General features: G+C 70.1%; 11 protein-coding genes. 4 read left to right on the top strand and 7 right to left on the bottom strand.

What is annotated here, in order from left to right:
- Window positions 1–27: 27 nt before the first annotated feature.
- Both ACO06I_RS20840 and ACO06I_RS20835 read right to left on the bottom strand, forming a co-directional pair.
- On the bottom strand, window positions 28–1,395 hold the full coding sequence (locus tag ACO06I_RS20840; RefSeq protein ID WP_421934535.1) for an HlyD family type I secretion periplasmic adaptor subunit: 1,368 nt from the start codon (window positions 1,393–1,395) through the stop codon (window positions 28–30).
- The gene (locus ACO06I_RS20835) at window positions 1,392–3,122 is read right to left on the bottom strand and encodes a type I secretion system permease/ATPase (RefSeq protein ID WP_421934534.1); all 1,731 of its coding nucleotides are present in this window, start codon (window positions 3,120–3,122) and stop codon (window positions 1,392–1,394) included. Before ACO06I_RS20835 ends, ACO06I_RS20840 begins: the two co-directional genes overlap by 4 nt.
- 164 nt (window positions 3,123–3,286) lie before the next feature.
- On the opposite strand from ACO06I_RS20835, the gene ACO06I_RS20830 reads away from it, so the two are divergent.
- Window positions 3,287–4,114, top strand: coding sequence for a DUF6270 domain-containing protein (locus ACO06I_RS20830; protein ID WP_421934533.1), 828 nt, complete (start codon window positions 3,287–3,289; stop codon window positions 4,112–4,114).
- Here ACO06I_RS20830 and ACO06I_RS20825 read toward each other — a convergent pair.
- The 4 genes from ACO06I_RS20825 to ACO06I_RS20810 form a co-directional block, all read right to left on the bottom strand.
- Entirely contained in the window at window positions 4,111–5,274 is a 1,164-nt protein-coding gene (locus ACO06I_RS20825) for a hypothetical protein (RefSeq protein ID WP_421934532.1), read from the bottom strand. The two genes, ACO06I_RS20830 and ACO06I_RS20825, sit on opposite strands and share 4 nt — an antisense overlap.
- Before the next feature lie 2 nt (window positions 5,275–5,276).
- Entirely contained in the window at window positions 5,277–6,140 is an 864-nt protein-coding gene (locus ACO06I_RS20820) for a hypothetical protein (RefSeq protein WP_421934531.1), read from the bottom strand.
- Between the two features lie 65 nt (window positions 6,141–6,205).
- Window positions 6,206–7,228 (bottom strand): hypothetical protein, encoded by a 1,023-nt coding sequence (locus tag ACO06I_RS20815; protein WP_421934530.1) that lies wholly within the window; start codon window positions 7,226–7,228, stop codon window positions 6,206–6,208.
- Complete coding sequence (locus ACO06I_RS20810) at window positions 7,225–9,129, bottom strand: hypothetical protein (protein WP_421934529.1); 1,905 nt, start codon at window positions 9,127–9,129, stop codon at window positions 7,225–7,227. Before ACO06I_RS20810 ends, ACO06I_RS20815 begins: the two co-directional genes overlap by 4 nt.
- A gap of 132 nt (window positions 9,130–9,261) precedes the next feature.
- On the opposite strand from ACO06I_RS20810, the gene ACO06I_RS20805 reads away from it, so the two are divergent.
- From ACO06I_RS20805 to ACO06I_RS20795, 3 genes are read left to right on the top strand one after another with little or no spacing between them, the layout of a single operon-like run.
- On the top strand, window positions 9,262–10,293 hold the full coding sequence (locus tag ACO06I_RS20805; RefSeq protein WP_421934528.1) for a sulfotransferase family protein: 1,032 nt from the start codon (window positions 9,262–9,264) through the stop codon (window positions 10,291–10,293).
- 5 nt (window positions 10,294–10,298) lie between these two features.
- Window positions 10,299–13,496 carry a glycoside hydrolase family 99-like domain-containing protein gene (locus ACO06I_RS20800; RefSeq protein ID WP_421934527.1) on the top strand — a complete coding sequence of 1,066 codons (3,198 nt, stop codon included), beginning with the start codon at window positions 10,299–10,301 and terminating at the stop codon, window positions 13,494–13,496.
- Window positions 13,493–14,623, top strand: coding sequence for a glycosyltransferase family 4 protein (locus ACO06I_RS20795; protein ID WP_421934526.1), 1,131 nt, complete (start codon window positions 13,493–13,495; stop codon window positions 14,621–14,623). Before ACO06I_RS20800 ends, ACO06I_RS20795 begins: the two co-directional genes overlap by 4 nt.
- On the opposite strand, the gene ACO06I_RS20790 is transcribed toward ACO06I_RS20795, so the two are convergent.
- The gene (locus ACO06I_RS20790; RefSeq protein WP_421934525.1) at window positions 14,613–15,395 is read right to left on the bottom strand and encodes a hypothetical protein; all 783 of its coding nucleotides are present in this window, start codon (window positions 15,393–15,395) and stop codon (window positions 14,613–14,615) included. The genes ACO06I_RS20795 and ACO06I_RS20790 overlap by 11 nt on opposite strands.

Genomic DNA, 15,395 nt, shown 5'->3' with positions numbered 1-15,395 from the left:
CGCAGGCGAGGACGGTTCGCCCCCTGATCAGTCCTCTTTCAAGGAGTCGCGGATCGTGTCGGTCAGCGGGCTGACGACATAGGACAGGATGGTGCGCGTGCCGGTCACAATCGATACCGTCGCCGGCATTCCGGGGCTCAACTTGGCGCCCTTCGGCAGGCTCGCCAGCTCCGACGGCGGGATGCGCACGTCGGCGCGGAAGTAGCCCTCGCCGGTCTTGGGATCGCTGAGCTGATCGGCGGAGACGGCGATCACGTCGCCCTTCACCGGGGAGACCTTGCGGTAGTTGAACGCCGTGAGACGCACCTGAGCCTTCATTCCGACCTTCACGTCGTCGATGTCGGCCGGCTTGATTCGCGCCGAGACGATCAGCGGGGCGTTGGCGGGCACGATATTCATCAGCACCTCGCCCGGCCCGATCACGCCGCCGATGGTCGACTGGCTGAGGTCGAGCACATAGCCGTCAACCGGCGAGCGCACGACCGAGTGCTGCAGGGTCTGCAAGGACGCGGTCAGGCGCGGCGAGGCGTCGGACATGCCCGACTGCATCTGGCGCAGGCCCTCGGCCGCCTGACTGACCCGTTGGTCACGCAGGGTGTTGAGTTGCAGGCGGGTCTCGCCCTTCTGCTGGCGAAGCCGGGTGATCTCGGCGTTCAGCGCGCCGCGACGGCCGGCCAGATCGGCCAGGCTGCGGTCGTAGCGCAGGATCAGGGTCTTGGGCGCGTAACCCTTCTCGTAGAGCGTCTGGTAGCCGGCCAGCTCTTCCTTGGTGAGCCTGACCGACTCCTCCAGGGCGTCGAGCTGCGCCTGCACGCCGGCGATCTGCGACTCGATCTGGCTCTGCCGTTGATTGAGCACATCGGCCTGGCTGTCGAAGAACTGCAGGCGCGTGGTGAACAGCAGTTGCTGGTCGCGGATCAGGCCCGCCACCCGCGGATCCGACATGCGGTTGGTCAGCTCCGGCGGGAAGCTCAGCACCCGCCGGCCGGTGGCTTCCGCCTCGAAGCGCGCGCTCTGAGCGGCGAGGGCGTCGTACTGATTCTGGAACACGTCCACCGCGGCGCGCGGCTGCACGTCGTCGAGTACCAGCAGCGGCTGGCCCATGATGACGTGCTGGCCTTCCTTGACCGGAATGGCTTTGACGGTGCCGCCCTCGCGGTGGCGGATGACCTTGCGGTTGGCTTCCACGCGCACGATGCCGGGCGCCATGATCGCGCTGCGGATCGGCGAGACGGCGGCCCAGATGGTCATGGCGACCACGAAGATCCCCACCACCGCCCCCCCGACGATCATCGGCTGCCGAAGCTTGCGCTTCAGGTCCGGATCGAGGGTCTGGTCGGCGCCGCTGAAGGCGGGCGTCACATAGGGCTTGAGGGGGGTGACTTCGCGGTTCATCGCGCGGCGCCTATGGCTTGTACGGCGGCCGGCTGGGTGAAGCGGGCCATGACCTGGTCGCGGGGGCCGAACAGCTCCATGCGGCCCTCACGCAGGACCAGGATCTTGTCGGCGGCGCGGAACAGATTGGGCTTGTGCGAGACCACCACGATGGTGACGCCGGACGCCTTCAGAGCGTCGAGCGCCGACATCAGGGCCTCCTCGCCCTCGGAATCCAGACTGGCGTTGGGTTCGTCCAGGACGACGAAGCTCGGCTCGCCCATGACGGCGCGCGCCAGGCCGATCCGCTGCCGCTGTCCGGCCGACAGCACATGGACGCTCTCACCGAGGTCGGTGTCGTAACCCTTGGGCAGGCGCAGGACCAGTTCATGCACCCCGGCCAGCTGCGCCGCGGCGATCACCCGGCTGTCGTCGACGCCGGGCTGGAAGCGGGCGATATTGTCGCGGATGGTGCCGGCGAACAGCTCGGTATCCTGCGGCAGGTAGCCGACGTTCTTGCCGAAGTCCTGGCGGTCCCAGGTGAAGACGTCGGCGCCGTCCAGGCGGATGCTGCCGCTGCTGGGCTGCCAGATTCCCATCATCAGGCGCGAGAGGGTCGACTTGCCGGCGCCGGAGGGACCGATGATGCCCAACATCTCACCGGGTTCGATTTTGAAATTGACACCCTGAAGCACGAATTTCTGGGCGCCGGGGGGGGCGAAGTTGACGCCCTCGACGGAGAGGCGGCCGGCGGCGCGGGGCAGGCCGGTGACGGGCTTGGCGGGCTTGTAGTCACCGAACATCAGCATCAGGCGATCGAAGGCCCGGGTGCCCTGGAGCATGCCGTCCCAGGAGCCCACCAGCCGGTCGATGGGCTGCAGGGCGCGCGCCGCCAGGATCATGTTGGCGAACAGCAGGCCCGAGTGGATCTTGCCCTTGACCACCAGATAGGCGCCGATGGCGATGATCAGGACCTGGATGCCCTGGCGCCAGAACTTGGAGACATTGGAGAGGCCGCTGGCCAGGGCGCTGGCCTGGGCGCTGCGGTCCATGGTCACCTGGCGGAACACCGTCCAGCGGCCGCCGAGCGGCTCCACCATGCCCATGGCGCGGACCACCTCGCTGTTGCGCAGGGCCGCGTCGGTGAAGGAGTAGCTGCGCAGCGCCGCCTCGTTGGCCTCCCCCAGCATGGGCCGCGTCATGCGGTCCTGGGTCAGGGTGATGGCCACCAGGACCACGGCGCCCAGCAGGGTGACCATGCCCACCATGGGATCGATGATCCACAGCACGATCATGAAGATCGGCATCCAGGGCAGGTCGAAGACCACCCCGAAGGTGGGACCGGTCAGCATCTGGCGGAACTGGTCGAGGTCGCGCAGGGCCTGGGAGCGGATCGCGGGATTGCCGCGCACCACGCCGTCGAACAGGGCCGAGAAGACATGGCCCGAGACCCGCTGGTCCATCACCACGCCGAAGTTGATCAACACCTTGGACCGGTAGTGGTCGATGACGCTGGAGACCGCGAAGGTGGCCAGGACGCCGAATGTGATCACCAGCAGGGTGGGAATGCTGCCGCTGGTCATCACCCGCCCATAGATCTGGAAGGTGTAGAGCGGCAGGGCCATGTAGAGCAGGTTCGAGACCATCGTGAAGACGAAGGCGACGGCCAGGGACGGATAACCCTCGCGGATCGACCGCGTGAGCGGATTGTCCGGTTGGTCCGCCGACAGCAGTTTGAAAATCTTCATGAGCGCCAGGCCGTCTCGTTACTTGCGGGCGAAGGTTCGCAGCGCGGATCGTGGACGCCAACTGATCCGACAGCGGGCGGCAATAGCGCGCGAGAGATGATCGGGGCCCTTCGCGATGTCAATGCCACAGGCCCGCGCCCGGCGAGCGCCCGGCCCGTCGCGGGATGGCGAGCGGGCGAGCTGTGGTAAGGAGCGGGCGAGAGAGTTTTAATGGGAGACGTGCCCGCGTGGCCAGGGTCGCAATAGTCGGCAGCTGCATAACCCGCGATTTGTGGCCGATCCTGGGCGAAGCGCCCGCGGACCTGCTCTATATATCGCGCACCAGCCTGCCGAGCCTGTTCGCCCCGCCCCTGACGGGGGTCGAGGTCGCCGCCGATCCGCCGCCCGGCCTGGCGCGGCACCAGAACAACGCCGTGAAGGCCGATCTGCGGAAATCGTCCCTGGCCGCGCTGATCGCTCACCGTCCCACCCATGTGATCTTCGACTTCATCGACGAACGTTTCGACCTCCTGGCGGCGCGCGACACCCTGGTAACGCACAGCTGGGAGCTTGAGGTCAGCGGCTATCTGACCCAACCGGGCTTTTCCCATGCACGGATCGTGCCGCGGGCCTCGTCCGAATGCGACCAGCTCTGGCGCGAGGCCTGCGCGGAGCTGGCCGCCTTCCTGCGCCAGACTCCCCTGCGGGAGGCCCGGATCATCCTGCACGAGAGCCAGTGGGCGCAGCGCTTCCTGGACCGCGCCGGCCAGCCGCAGGACTTCGATCCGGAGGTGATGATCTTTGACGGCAACCTAGGCCGGCTGGACACCCACAACGCCCTGCTGAGCCGCTACCAGGACCGATTCGCCGCCCTGACCGGCGCGGCCCGGGTCCAGGCCGACCCGAGCCACATGGTGGGGGACGTCGGCCACCGCTGGGGCCTGAGCCCCTTCCACTATGTCGCCGACTATTACCGGGACATCTGGCGCCAGCTGCGCGACCTCGGAGTCTAGCCGTCGTCGGACAGCGAGGCCCAATGCTCCAGGGGGGTCAGGCGCGGGTCGCCGGCGTCGGAGACCAGGGGCTCGGCGACAGTCCAGGCCCCGCCCTGCAGATAGTCGGTGAGCGGGTCGACGTCGGCGCGAAGCTGGTCGCCGCGCAGGGCCATGTAGCGACCGGCGTCGAACCAGGGCCCGGGGTTGCGCCCCTCTCGGCCCCCGGCGGCCACATAGTGGCTCAGCGCCTCGAAACCGCCGGCCGGCACGTCGGGGTACTCGGTGCGATACCAAGCCGGGTCGAACAGCCGGTGCGGCTTCAGGCCCTGGGCCGACCCCACGGTGAGGTAGTGGACGAGGGCCGGAACCTGCGCGGCTTCGCCGTTCAATCGGGCGCGGTAGCGGGCGGCCTGAAACAGGGGGTGGGGATCGAGGTCGTCCTTCCAGCCCTGGCGCAGATAGTGGGCCAGGGGGTTCTCTCCGCTCTGGGCCAGCTCCGGCGCCTGGGCGACATAGTGGCCGATGCTGAACAGGGGATGGGGATCGAGGCCGAGGGCCGCGCCGATGTGGACGAAATGTTCCAGGGGCGACAGGCCCGTGGCGGCCAGTTCGGCGGCGTTGCGCGCGGCGTAGTAGGCGGGGTCGAACAGAGGATGGGGCGCGCGGCCTTCCATCCAGCCCTGGGAGAGGTAGTGGACCAGGGGCGCCAGCCGTCCGGCGGCCACGTCGGGATAGGCGCTGAGATACCAGGCCTGGTCCAGCAGGGCGGCGGGCTGGACGCCGGCGTCGGGGCCGCGCCGCGCATAGGCCGCCATCGCCCGCAGGTCGCCGCCGCGCCAGAGGCCCGAACGCGCGATCACCAGGGCTCCGCCCGGCGACCGCAGGCGGGCCAGGACGCGGTCGAGCCGGCGCTTGACGCGGTTGCGGCGCGCGGCGCGGATCTTCGGCGCCGCCGCGGCGCGATAGGACGCCGACGCCGCCGCCCGTCCCTCGGCCTGCGCCTGGGCGTTGGCCACCAGGGCCTCGGCCAGGGCCAGACTCAAGCGTGAACGGGTCAGGGCCTCGGCGGTCTGGGCGCGCTGCGTCTCTTCCCGCAGGGCGGCGTGGCGCAGGGCCAGGGTCTCGACCTTGGCGAGGAGATCGGGGCCGTCCTGCCCTGGATTGGTGGGGATCGCCACGGCTAGAGCGGGGGAACGACGGGCAGCTTCAGGCTGGAGAACGCCGAATCCAGGTGCTCGATCTCGAGGAAACCCGCCGAACGGCCATAGGCCTTGTAGATCGAGAAGGTCTTGGCGATCCCCAGGGTGGCCGCGCTCTCCAGGGGCGAGATGAAACTGACGTCCCGGTCCATCCAGTGCGGACGGCGCATCCAGTAGTTCAGCTGGTCGCGGGTCAGGGCGAAGAAACCGGAATGGGGATTGCGCGCGCGGCGGAACACGGTCTGACGACCGAGCGGCGCGCCGTACAGGGCGTCCTCGTCGGGGACGAAGGCGTTCATCTGGTCGGCGATCTGCGGTTTCAGGTCGCCGTCGATATAGGTCTTGAGGGTCGGGGCCTTGCGGTTCCACTCGATGCGGTTGGGGAACAGCACCCGCTTCTGGCCATAGGTCTGGTTGAACCAGGCCAGCTTGGAGAAGAAGCTGGGATCGTTGATCCGCAGATCATCCTCACTGAAGACGAAAAGATCGTACTGGTTGGCCCGTTGGGCGAGGATCTGGTGAGCGCTGAACCCCAGCATGCGGGGGTTCTCCAGTTCCAGCTTGGCGACTTTCACCCTTAGGTCGAAACAAAATTCCGAAGTCAGCAGGTGCTTTTCCCCCGTGGTGACGGCGACGATATCGACATCATCGTCCGACCCCACCCCCTGCTGGAAGCTGCGCGTTCCGACATCGAGGGTCGTGGACGTCCCGAACTGGCCGCGATAGGCGCAGATCAATTCCTCGACCGCACGCCGCCGATCCTCACGCCGCGCTTCCTTGGTCGACGCGTGTCTCCCGTTCACCTCGGCGGAAAAATAGTGGGCGATGGTGACCAGGATTCGCATCGAGCAGCCGGTTTGCGGAAGGGAGCGGCACGGTAGGGAAGCGCCCGCGCCCACGCAAGCCGGGGCTAGGCCAGCCCCTCGTTGGCCAGCCAGGCCAGGTAGCCGCCGGCGTCGAAGGGGTCGCGATAGGCGGCCTGGAGGTCGGGGCGGCCGCGATAGAGCACCCGATGGGCCTTGGCGATCTTCGTCCCGTCGCTGTAGGCCTCATGGGCCCAGTAGCGTTCGGGGATGATGGGGTCGGTGGTCTTGGCCACCTCGTCCTTGTACCAGCGCCAGATCTCGTAGACCGCGTGGTTGTCGCCGGCGTAGCGCTTGGTCATGGCGTCGCCGGTGGGGCCGAGCTTGGTGAAGTGCCAGAAGCGCAGGGGGCGGCCGTTGACGGTGATCGCCCCGTCCTTGCCCACCGCCACCATGCGCTTGGAGAGGTTCCAGCTGGCGACGTTGTAGCCGGGATCGCGGACCACCTTGACGCGGTCGAACAGGGCCGGGACGTGGTCGCACCAGCGCTGGTCGACGAACAGGCCGTTGGGGATGTCGTCGTAGCAGAAGGACAGCAGGCGGTCGTTCCACCACTTGCCGAACCTCACCCCCTCCCCGCCCGCCTTCACCGCCACGAAGCCCAGGTTGAAGATGCCGGTGCGCGAGGCCGAGAGGTCGTTGTCGAGGATGGCCTCCAGCTCGTCATTGGCGTCGATGAGATGGGGGGTGAGCAGGATGTCGTCGACCGCCAGCATCTCCTCCAGCGGGGCGAGGCTGCTGAACAGGGCGGTGTCGGGATCGAGATAGACGACCGCGTCCGCGCCGGCGGCGAGCGCCTGGTGCAGGAAGGGGCCCTTCACCGCGGTGCAGACCTCCACCACGTCGTGCTTGAACAGCCAGGTCTTGAAGTCGGGAATGCCCAGCTCCTCGGCATAGACCACCCGGTCGAAGGGCTCGCTGGCCGGATCGAAGCGGAAGCCCGGCGGCGGGGCGTCGGTGATCAGGGCCACCCGTTCCCAGTCCGGCTGGTGGGCCTTGAGGGTCTGGAACAGCACCCGGGCGCGGTTCAGATAGGAGAAGGTGAAGCTGGAGAAGCAGACGACCTTCACGCTGCGGTCTCCGCGATCAGGTCGGCGGTCAGGTTGCTGAACTCCAGGTCATAGAGCGGCGGGGCGCGCCGGGCGCGGGCGAGCCGCAGGATCTCGCCGCTTTCGAACATCGCAAACAGGGCCGCCTCGTCGGGCAGGACCAGGCCATGGCCGCCTTCCCGCGTGAAGGCGGCGATATTGCCCGAATCGGGGCCCGTGACGATGGCCGCCCCGGCCGCGGCGGCCTCATAGGCGGTGAGCGAGAAGGTCTCGCGGCACAGGGACCAGATCATCGCCGCGTCGATCTCCAGGCGCCGCAGCGCATCGCGCATGGCCATGGGCTTGCGGGCCGTGGCCGACACCGCGTGATGTTCCAGGGGCAGGCCCGGCATGGGGGTCTTGCCCAGGTGCAGGAAGACGTAGCGCGGGTCCTTCTCGAACCGGATCGCCAGGTCGCGGAAGATCGGCCAGCCCTTGTGCAGGGACGGCGTGCCCGGGAAGGCGAAGCGGAAGGGGCCAGGGGTCGGCGGGCGCGGCCGCGCGCGGCCCGGGACCAGGCGGGCCAGGGGCAGGACGCGGGTGTCCACGGCGTCCAGGTCCGAGCCTGCGCGCCAGGTGTCCATCGCCGCCTGGGAGGGGGAGACCACCGTCAGGTCCAGGTGGCGGAAAAGCCGGGTGTGCTCGGCGATGTGCAGCGCGCGATAGGGTCCATAGAGGCAGATGCCGCAGGCCGGGCTGCCCGGGGGCGGGGCGCCGCAGTCCTCGATATCGTTGCGCAGAAGATGGATCCCCGCGCAGAGGCTGGTGAAGTCGTGGGTCCAGTAGCAGCCGGCCTGGGCGCCGGCGATCCGCACCACGTCGATCACCTCGCGGCTGGAATGGCCCAGCATGGAATGGATGGCGAAGCTGCGCTCGCCATCGCCCCAGTCCGCCAGGGCCCCCCGCAGCCCCTCGATCAGCGCCGGCGGGGCGAAGGCGCCCAGCTTCACCCCGTTCCACAGCACCCCGAGCGGCGGGCCCGACAGGCCGGTGGCGACGATGGGCCAGGGCGAGGCGGGATAGATGTGCAGGTGGTCGCGGCCCAGCTCGGCGAATCGCTGCGCCTCCCGCTGGACGCTGGCCTGCACCCCGCCCACCACGGCGGCGTAGTTGTCGTGGCTGAAGGTGATGTGCAGGGCCCGCCGCCCGGAGCGAGACTCGGCGAGACCCGCCGCGAGCTCTTCGGCGGGGCTGAGGTCGACGGCGCGGGCCCAGACCTCGCAGTCGGCCAGGCGTTCCTGCAATGGGCGCAGCCGGGCCACGGCGTCGTGGCGGAAACCCAGGCGGCGGATGGCGACTCGGCCCTCGCGCCGTCCCTGGCTCAGATAGTGGACGAAGGGCTGCACCCCGGCGGCGGCGACGTCGGGATTGAGTTCCAGATAATCCGCCAGGCTGAAGTCCCGCGACGGATCGCGCCCCTCCTTCCAGCCGCGCTGGAGGAAGTGGTCCAGAGGGTCCTGGCCGGCGGCGGCCACATCGGGATTGTTGAACAGATAGAAGGCCGCATCGAACTCGGTGGCGGCCAGCGCCCGGTCGGCGGCGGTGACGGGAATGTCGGCCTTGCCGTCCCGCGCCAGCTTCCGCGCCTCCAGATAGGCCAGAGCCTGGGCCGAGGGCACGGCCTCGCGGCCCTCCCGGCGGCCCATGGCCAGGTAGTGGTAGAGGGGATTGGCGCCGCCTTCTGCCACATCGGGATAGCGCTCCAGATAGCCGGTGGTGGAGAACCAGGGGGCGGGATCGCGCCCCTCGCGCCAGCCGGCCTGGGCATAGTGGACCAGAAGGTCGACGCCGGTGGCGGCCAGGTCCGGATAGGTCGCGCCATAGAAGGCCACGTCCACGGCCGGACCGAGCACCAGCAGGCTGCGATCGAGGGCGGCGGCCATGGGACGAACTCTCTCCAAGGCTGCGACCTGTGCCGCAGAAACCCGCCCCGATCAACCGCGCCCTTGCCCGCGCGCGCCGGCGGTCATAGAGGCAAGGGTTCACGCGCGTTCGCGGCGCGCCAGTGGGGCCCGATGGCGAGAACGACAACCCGACCGGCCAAGCATGGCGCCTATCTCGTCCTGGGCATGCACCGGTCCGGCACCTCGGCGGCGACCCAGTTGCTGGCGCTCGCCGGCGCCGAGCTGCCGCAGAACGTCATGCCCGGCGACGAGCACAACGCGCGGGGCTATTTCGAGCCCTGGAAGATCGCGCTGTTCAACGACGAACGCCTGCGGGCCGGCGGCAGCTCCTGGGACGACGTCTTCGCCCTGCCCTACGCCCCGCTGGCCAAGGCCGACGAGGCCGCCTGGATCGCACGCGCCACCGCCCTCTATCGCGACGAGTTCGGCGAGGCCCGCTTCCCCCTGCTGAAGGACCCCCGCGTCTCGGTCCTGGCCCCCCTGTGGCGGACGGTGCTCAAGGACGTGGGCATGCCGGCCCGGGTGGTGATTCCCGTCCGCTCCCCCCTGGCCGTGGCCGGGTCGCTGGCGCGCCGCGACGGGTTCCCGGTGGAGAAGTCGGTGCTGCTCTGGTGCGCCTACATGCTGGCCGCCGAACTCTATTCCCGCGACCTGCCCCGGGCCTTCATCTCCTATGACGGCCTGATCGCCGACTGGCGCGCCGAGGTGGTCCGCATCGAGGCCGCCCATGGCGCGCCCCTGCCCCGGATGAGCCCGCACGCCGAGCGGGAGATCGACGCCTTCCTGACCGGCGACCTGCGCCACAACGCCGGGGCCGGCGACCTGGCCGCCGTGCCCACCGTCGGGCCGATGGCCAAGACCGTGTTCGACTGGTTCGCCGCCGCCGCCGTGGGGCCGCACCCGCCGCTCGCGCCCCTCGAGGCCGCCGCCGCCCAGATCGCCGAGCTGAAGGCGAAGATGGGGCCCTTCGTCTCCCCGGTGACCTGCGCCCTGTCGGCCGCCCGCGCCGAACTGGACGAGGCCCTGCAGGATCGGGCGCGCGACGCCTTCCACACCCGTGAGCTGGAGACCGAGCTGGCCCTGCTGCGCCGCGAGCGCGCCGCGATCGAGGCCCAGGTCGACAAGCTGCTGGCCGCCCGCTGACCGCCTTGACCAAACGCCCCACCCGGAAAAAGACGGAAATCTCCGCCGTCGCCATCGAGCTCCTGGACCGCCGCCGCGCCCTGCACGCGACCCATGTGGCCTTGGCCGAGGACCGCTGGAAACGCTTCCAGGCCGCCGCCGCCAGGCGCCAGTGGGACCGCGAGCGCGGCCGGCTGGAGCAGCGGTTCGACCTGACCCTGGCGCGCGGCAAGTGGCCGGGGCGCGTGGCCCTGATCCTGCGCTCCGGGCTCTGGACCTTCGGCCTGGACCGGGGCCTGGGGCGCGAGGGGGGAGCGACCCGTGGGGTCATCAGCTATGTCCGCGCAGGGCCCGATTCCAACGCCCACCCCAAGGCCCTGTTCGACCAGACTTGGTATATGGAGAAGAACCCGGACCTGGCCGGCACCGCCTGGGCGCCGCTCGCCCACTACCTGGTGGCCGGGGACAGGGAGGGGCGCGATCCGCACCCGCTGTTCGACCTGGCCGACTACCGCTCGCGCCACGCGGTCAAGATCGCCGCCAGCGGCCTGACGGCCCTGCAGCACTTCGTCTTCACCGGCGCCCGGGAGGGGTTCGACCCGCACCCGCTGTTCGACCTTCGCCACTATGTCGGTCAGGCCGAGGCTGTGGCCCGCTCCGGCGAGAACCCCCTGGCTCACTATCTCCGCGAGGGCTGGCGGTTGGGCTATGAGCCGCATCCGCTGTTCTCCGGCGCCTGGTACCTGCAGCAGAACCCCGACGTGGCCGAGCGCGGCGTGCCGCCCCTGCTGCACTACGTCACCAGCGGGGCCGGCGAGGGCCGCCCGCCCCATCCCCTGTTCGACACTGGCTGGTACGCCGACCGCTACCGCGACGCGACGGCCCTGGGCGCCAGCCCGCTGGCCGACTTCCTGGCCCACGGCCGCGAGGGCGGGCGCGACCCCAGCGCCCACTTCGATTCGGCCTTCTATCTGGAGCAGAACCCCCAGGCGCCGGCCGGCGTCCATCCGGTGCTGCACTACATGGCCACGGGCGCCTTCGAGGGCGCCTCCCCGGCCGCCGACTTCGACGAGCTGGCCTATCTGGCCGCCAATCCCCAGGCCGCCGAGGCCCCGATCTCGGCCCTCGAGCACTGGGCGCTCAGCCGGGCGCCCAAGCCCGACCCGGGCGCCGGCCACGCCCGGGCCGGCGGCTCCGATGTGGGCCTGTTCGAGCAGCTGCGCGGGGCGCGCAACCGCGACGCCAGCCTCTACGACGTCCAGGCCTATCGCGACCTCACCACCGAGCGGCGGCGCATCGAGGACGGGCGCAAGGCGGGCCTCAAGGTCAAGCCGCTGAAGCTGATCAAGATCACCGACCTGGAGAAGGGGGCGGCGGGCCTGGCCTTCGAGACGTGCGCCCAGCCGGCGGCCTCCATCGTCATCCCGGCCTACAACAATCTGAAGTTCACCCTGGAGTGCCTCGCCGCCCTGCAGGCCGCGGGGGGACTGGAGCGCGCCGAGGTGATCGTCATCGACGACGCCTCGGCCGACGAGACCTCGGCGGCGCTGGCCAAGGTTCCGGGCCTGACCCTGCTGACCAATCCCGAGAACCTGGGGTTCATCCGCACCTGCAACCGGGCGGCGCAGGCCGCGCGGGGCGAGGTGGTGATCTTCCTGAACAACGACGTCCAGGTGCGGCCCGGCTGGCTCGCGGCCCTGCTGTCGCCCTTCGACGAGGCGCCGGACGTCGGGGCCGTGGCGCCCAAGATGCTGTTCCCCGATGGCCGGCTGCAGGAGGCTGGCGCCCGCATCGCGCCGGACGGGACCGCCGAGATGATCGGCCTGTTCGAGGACCCGGCCCTGCCCCGCTGGAACGTGCGGCGCGAGGTGGACTACGCCTCGGGCGCCTGCCTGGCGGTGCGGCGCGCGGTGTTCGCCGAGCTCGGGGGCTTCGACCTGGCCTTCGCCCCGGCCTATTGCGAGGACGCCGACCTCTGCTTCCGCCTGCGGGAGCGGGGCCTGCGGATCCTCTACGAGCCGACCTCGGAGATTGTCCACCACCTGTCGGTGACCGCCAACTCCATCGACGCCGGCTACAAGATGCGGCTGGCGACCCGGAACCAGCAGGCCTTCGTCGAGCGCTGGGGCGAGCGGCTGGACGCGCTGAACACCATCCGCACCATCGCTTTCCATCTGCCGCAGTTCCACGCCATCCCCGAGAACGACCGCTGGTGGGGGGCGGGCTTCACCGAGTGGACCAACGTCACCCGGGCCCTGCCCAACTATCGTGGCCACTATCAGCCGCACCTGCCCGCCGACCTGGGCTTCTACGACCTGTCGGACGCCCAGGCCCTGAAGCGCCAGGGGGAGCTGGCGGCCCGTTACGGGATCGGCGGCTTCTGCCACTATTTCTACTGGTTCTCCGGCGGCCGCCGGGTGCTGGAGAAGCCGCTGGAGCACCTGCTGACCGGGGCGGCCGGGGACTTCCCCTTCTGCCTGTGCTGGGCCAACGAAAACTGGACCCGGACCTGGGACGGCCAGTCCGGCGACGTGCTGCTGGCCCAGACCTATGAGGAAGGCGACGCCGAAGCCCTGATCGCCGAGATGGGGCCGTACCTCAAGCGCCCCAACTACATCCGGGTCAACGGCAAGCCCCTGGTCCTGCTCTACCGGCCGGGGCTCCTGCCCGATGCGAAGCTGTGGGCGGCCCTTTGGCGCGACTGGTGCGCGAAGAATGGGGTGGGCGAAATCTACCTGGCCTATGTGGAGAGCTTCGAAATGGCCGGCGGGGCGACCGATCCGGCTAGCCTGGGCTTCGACGCCAGCGTGGAGTTTCCGCCGGCCGGGTCCCAGGCCCTCATCCATCCGCCCGGGCCGCTCTACAATGCCCGCTTCGAGGGCCGGGTGAACGACTACCGCCAGATCGTGCGCCGCTACATGGCCGAGGCCGTCCCGCCCCACACCCGCTTCCGCGGCGCCATGCCGAGCTGGGACAACACCGCGCGCCGGCAGGACAACAGCTGGTCGCACCACCACGCCACGCCCGGCGCCTTCCAGGCCTGGCTGGAGGCCATGTTCGCCGACACCCGGCGGCAGAACTTCGGCGAGGAGCGGATCGTCTTCATCAACGCCTGGAACGAATGGGCCGAGGGCGCGCACCTGGAGCCCGACCAGCGCTATGGCCACGGCTGGCTGGAGGCGGTGCAGAACGCCGCCGACGCCGCCCTGCTGGACAAGCCATGAGCGGCGACCTCGTCCTGGTGGGCCACCCCTTCTCGGCCATCGGCATGGCCGAGCACGTCCGCTCGGCCTGGCGGGCGTTCCGGGCGGCGGGGATCTCGCCGGGCCTGATCGACATCTATGGCCTGGATCGCAACAAGGACGTCGACTTCGAACGCGAGTTCGGGCCCCATACGGTTCCGACGCTGAGCCCCCGCACCAATCTGTTCTGCATCAACGCCAACGAGGTGGAGCAGGCCATGGGAGTGCTGGAGGCCACCGGCTCCAAGCCCGCCTTCGAGAGCGCCTACAACATCATCTATCCGGCCTGGGAGCTGGCGAAATACCCCGAGCCCTGGGCGCGGATCCTGGAGCGGTTCGACGAGGTCTGGGCGCCGTCGGACTTCATCGGCCGGGCCATCGAGCCCGCGGTGAGCAAGCCGGTGGTCCACATGCCGCTGGCCGTCGACCTGACCCTGTCGAGCTTCCTCGGACGGCGCGCCTTCGGCATTCCCGAGCACGCCTTCGTGGTGCTGTTCTCCTTCGATTTCTCGTCCTTCTCCGAGCGCAAGAACCCGCTGGCCATGCTCGACGCCTTCGAGCGCCTCTGCGCCCTGCGGCCGGCCGCGCCCCTGCACGCCATCGTCAAGTACAAGGGCGGCGAGGCCAATCACCCGGCCCGCAAGGCCCTGGAGGCGCGGCTGGCGGCCCTCGGCGGCCGGGCCCAGGGGATCACCCGCGAGCTCTCCGACAATGAGAACAAGAACCTCATCCGCTGCGCCGACGCCTTCGTCTCCCTGCACCGCTCGGAGGGGTTCGGGCGCGGGCCGGCCGAGGCCATGGCGCTCGGCCGAGTGGCCATAGCCACCAACTACTCCGGCAACCTGGACTTCATGACGCCGGAGACCAGCCTGCTGGTGGATTGCGACCTGATTCCGGTGCCCGCCGACGCCTATCTGTTCCCCGAGGGCCAGGTCTGGGCCGACGCCCATGTTGATCACGCGGTCGCGCTGATGGCCCGCATGCTGGACCATCCGGGGGAGGCCCGCGCACTGGGCCGCCGCGCCAGCCGCCATATCCGCACCCAGTTCAGCGCCCGGGCCGTGGGCCTGCGCTACGCCGCCCGGCTGGACGAGCTGGCTAGGGCTTAGCGGCCGGCTTCGACGCGGGCTTGGCCGGCGGCTTCTCAGGCGGCTTGGCCGGTTCAGCAGGCTTCGACTTGGCCGGCTCGGGCGGCTTGGGCGGCGGAGCCAGGCCGAGGGCTTCGCGGCCGGGATTCTCCGTCACCGCGATCTGCCGGATCACGAAGGCGCCGCCGGGCGAATCGTCGGTGTCCAGGCGGATCTGGCTGACGAGGGAGGTGGTCCAGTCATCGCCGCCGCCCGCGGGATGGGCCATGTCATAGGCCAGGATCAGGGTCTCGTTGACGGCGGGATTTCCCCCCATCGCCGGCTTGGCGAAGAAGCCCTGGGATTCCCCATGGGCCAGGGTCGAATAGTAGAGGGTGCCGTCCCAGGCGGGGCTGGCCTGCTTGCGGGTCAGGCGCACCAGCACCAGGGAGCCGCGGGCGCCGTTGAGCTCCAGGCCGCTGGGGGAACGCAGGGCCGGGTCGGCCGCCTGGTTGGTGAGCCGCAGGCCGGCGTTCTGGGCCAGACCCGTCAGGCCGCCGGTGAGCACCCAGCCGTCGCTGGCGCCGTCGAAGGTCCAGAGCCGCACCGCCTTCAGGGGCGCGGCGCGCAGGCGGAAGGTCTGGTCGGCGGGGTCCCAGGTGATCGGCTGGGTCCGCGTCGAGGGGGCCACGACCTTCTCCACCGGCAGGGCGGGCCTGGGGACCGGCGCCAGCTTGGGGGTGCGCGGGGCGGGCTTGTCGCAGGCCGACAGCGCCAGGACGAGGGCCAGGATCGGCAGGATCGGGCGGGCCAT

It is taken from the genome of Phenylobacterium sp. (assembly GCF_965229015.1).
Lineage (GTDB): Bacteria > Pseudomonadota > Alphaproteobacteria > Caulobacterales > Caulobacteraceae > Phenylobacterium.
This window is presented reverse-complemented; position numbering and strand designations above follow the sequence as displayed.

Bases quoted from the DNA above. Each gene is read 5' to 3' on its own strand.
- ACO06I_RS20840 (WP_421934535.1), bottom strand. From the start codon at position 1,395: ATGAACCGCGAAGTCACCCCCCTCAAGCCCTATGTGACGCCCGCCTTC.
- ACO06I_RS20835 (WP_421934534.1), bottom strand. From the start codon at position 3,122: ATGAAGATTTTCAAACTGCTGTCGGCGGACCAACCGGACAATCCGCTC.
- ACO06I_RS20830 (WP_421934533.1), top strand. From the start codon at position 3,287: ATGGCGAGCGGGCGAGCTGTGGTAAGGAGCGGGCGAGAGAGTTTTAAT.
- ACO06I_RS20820 (WP_421934531.1), bottom strand. From the start codon at position 6,140: ATGCGAATCCTGGTCACCATCGCCCACTATTTTTCCGCCGAGGTGAAC.
- ACO06I_RS20810 (WP_421934529.1), bottom strand. From the start codon at position 9,129: ATGGCCGCCGCCCTCGATCGCAGCCTGCTGGTGCTCGGTCCGGCCGTG.
- ACO06I_RS20805 (WP_421934528.1), top strand. From the start codon at position 9,262: ATGGCGAGAACGACAACCCGACCGGCCAAGCATGGCGCCTATCTCGTC.
- ACO06I_RS20795 (WP_421934526.1), top strand. From the start codon at position 13,493: ATGAGCGGCGACCTCGTCCTGGTGGGCCACCCCTTCTCGGCCATCGGC.
- ACO06I_RS20790 (WP_421934525.1), bottom strand. From the start codon at position 15,395: ATGGCCCGCCCGATCCTGCCGATCCTGGCCCTCGTCCTGGCGCTGTCG.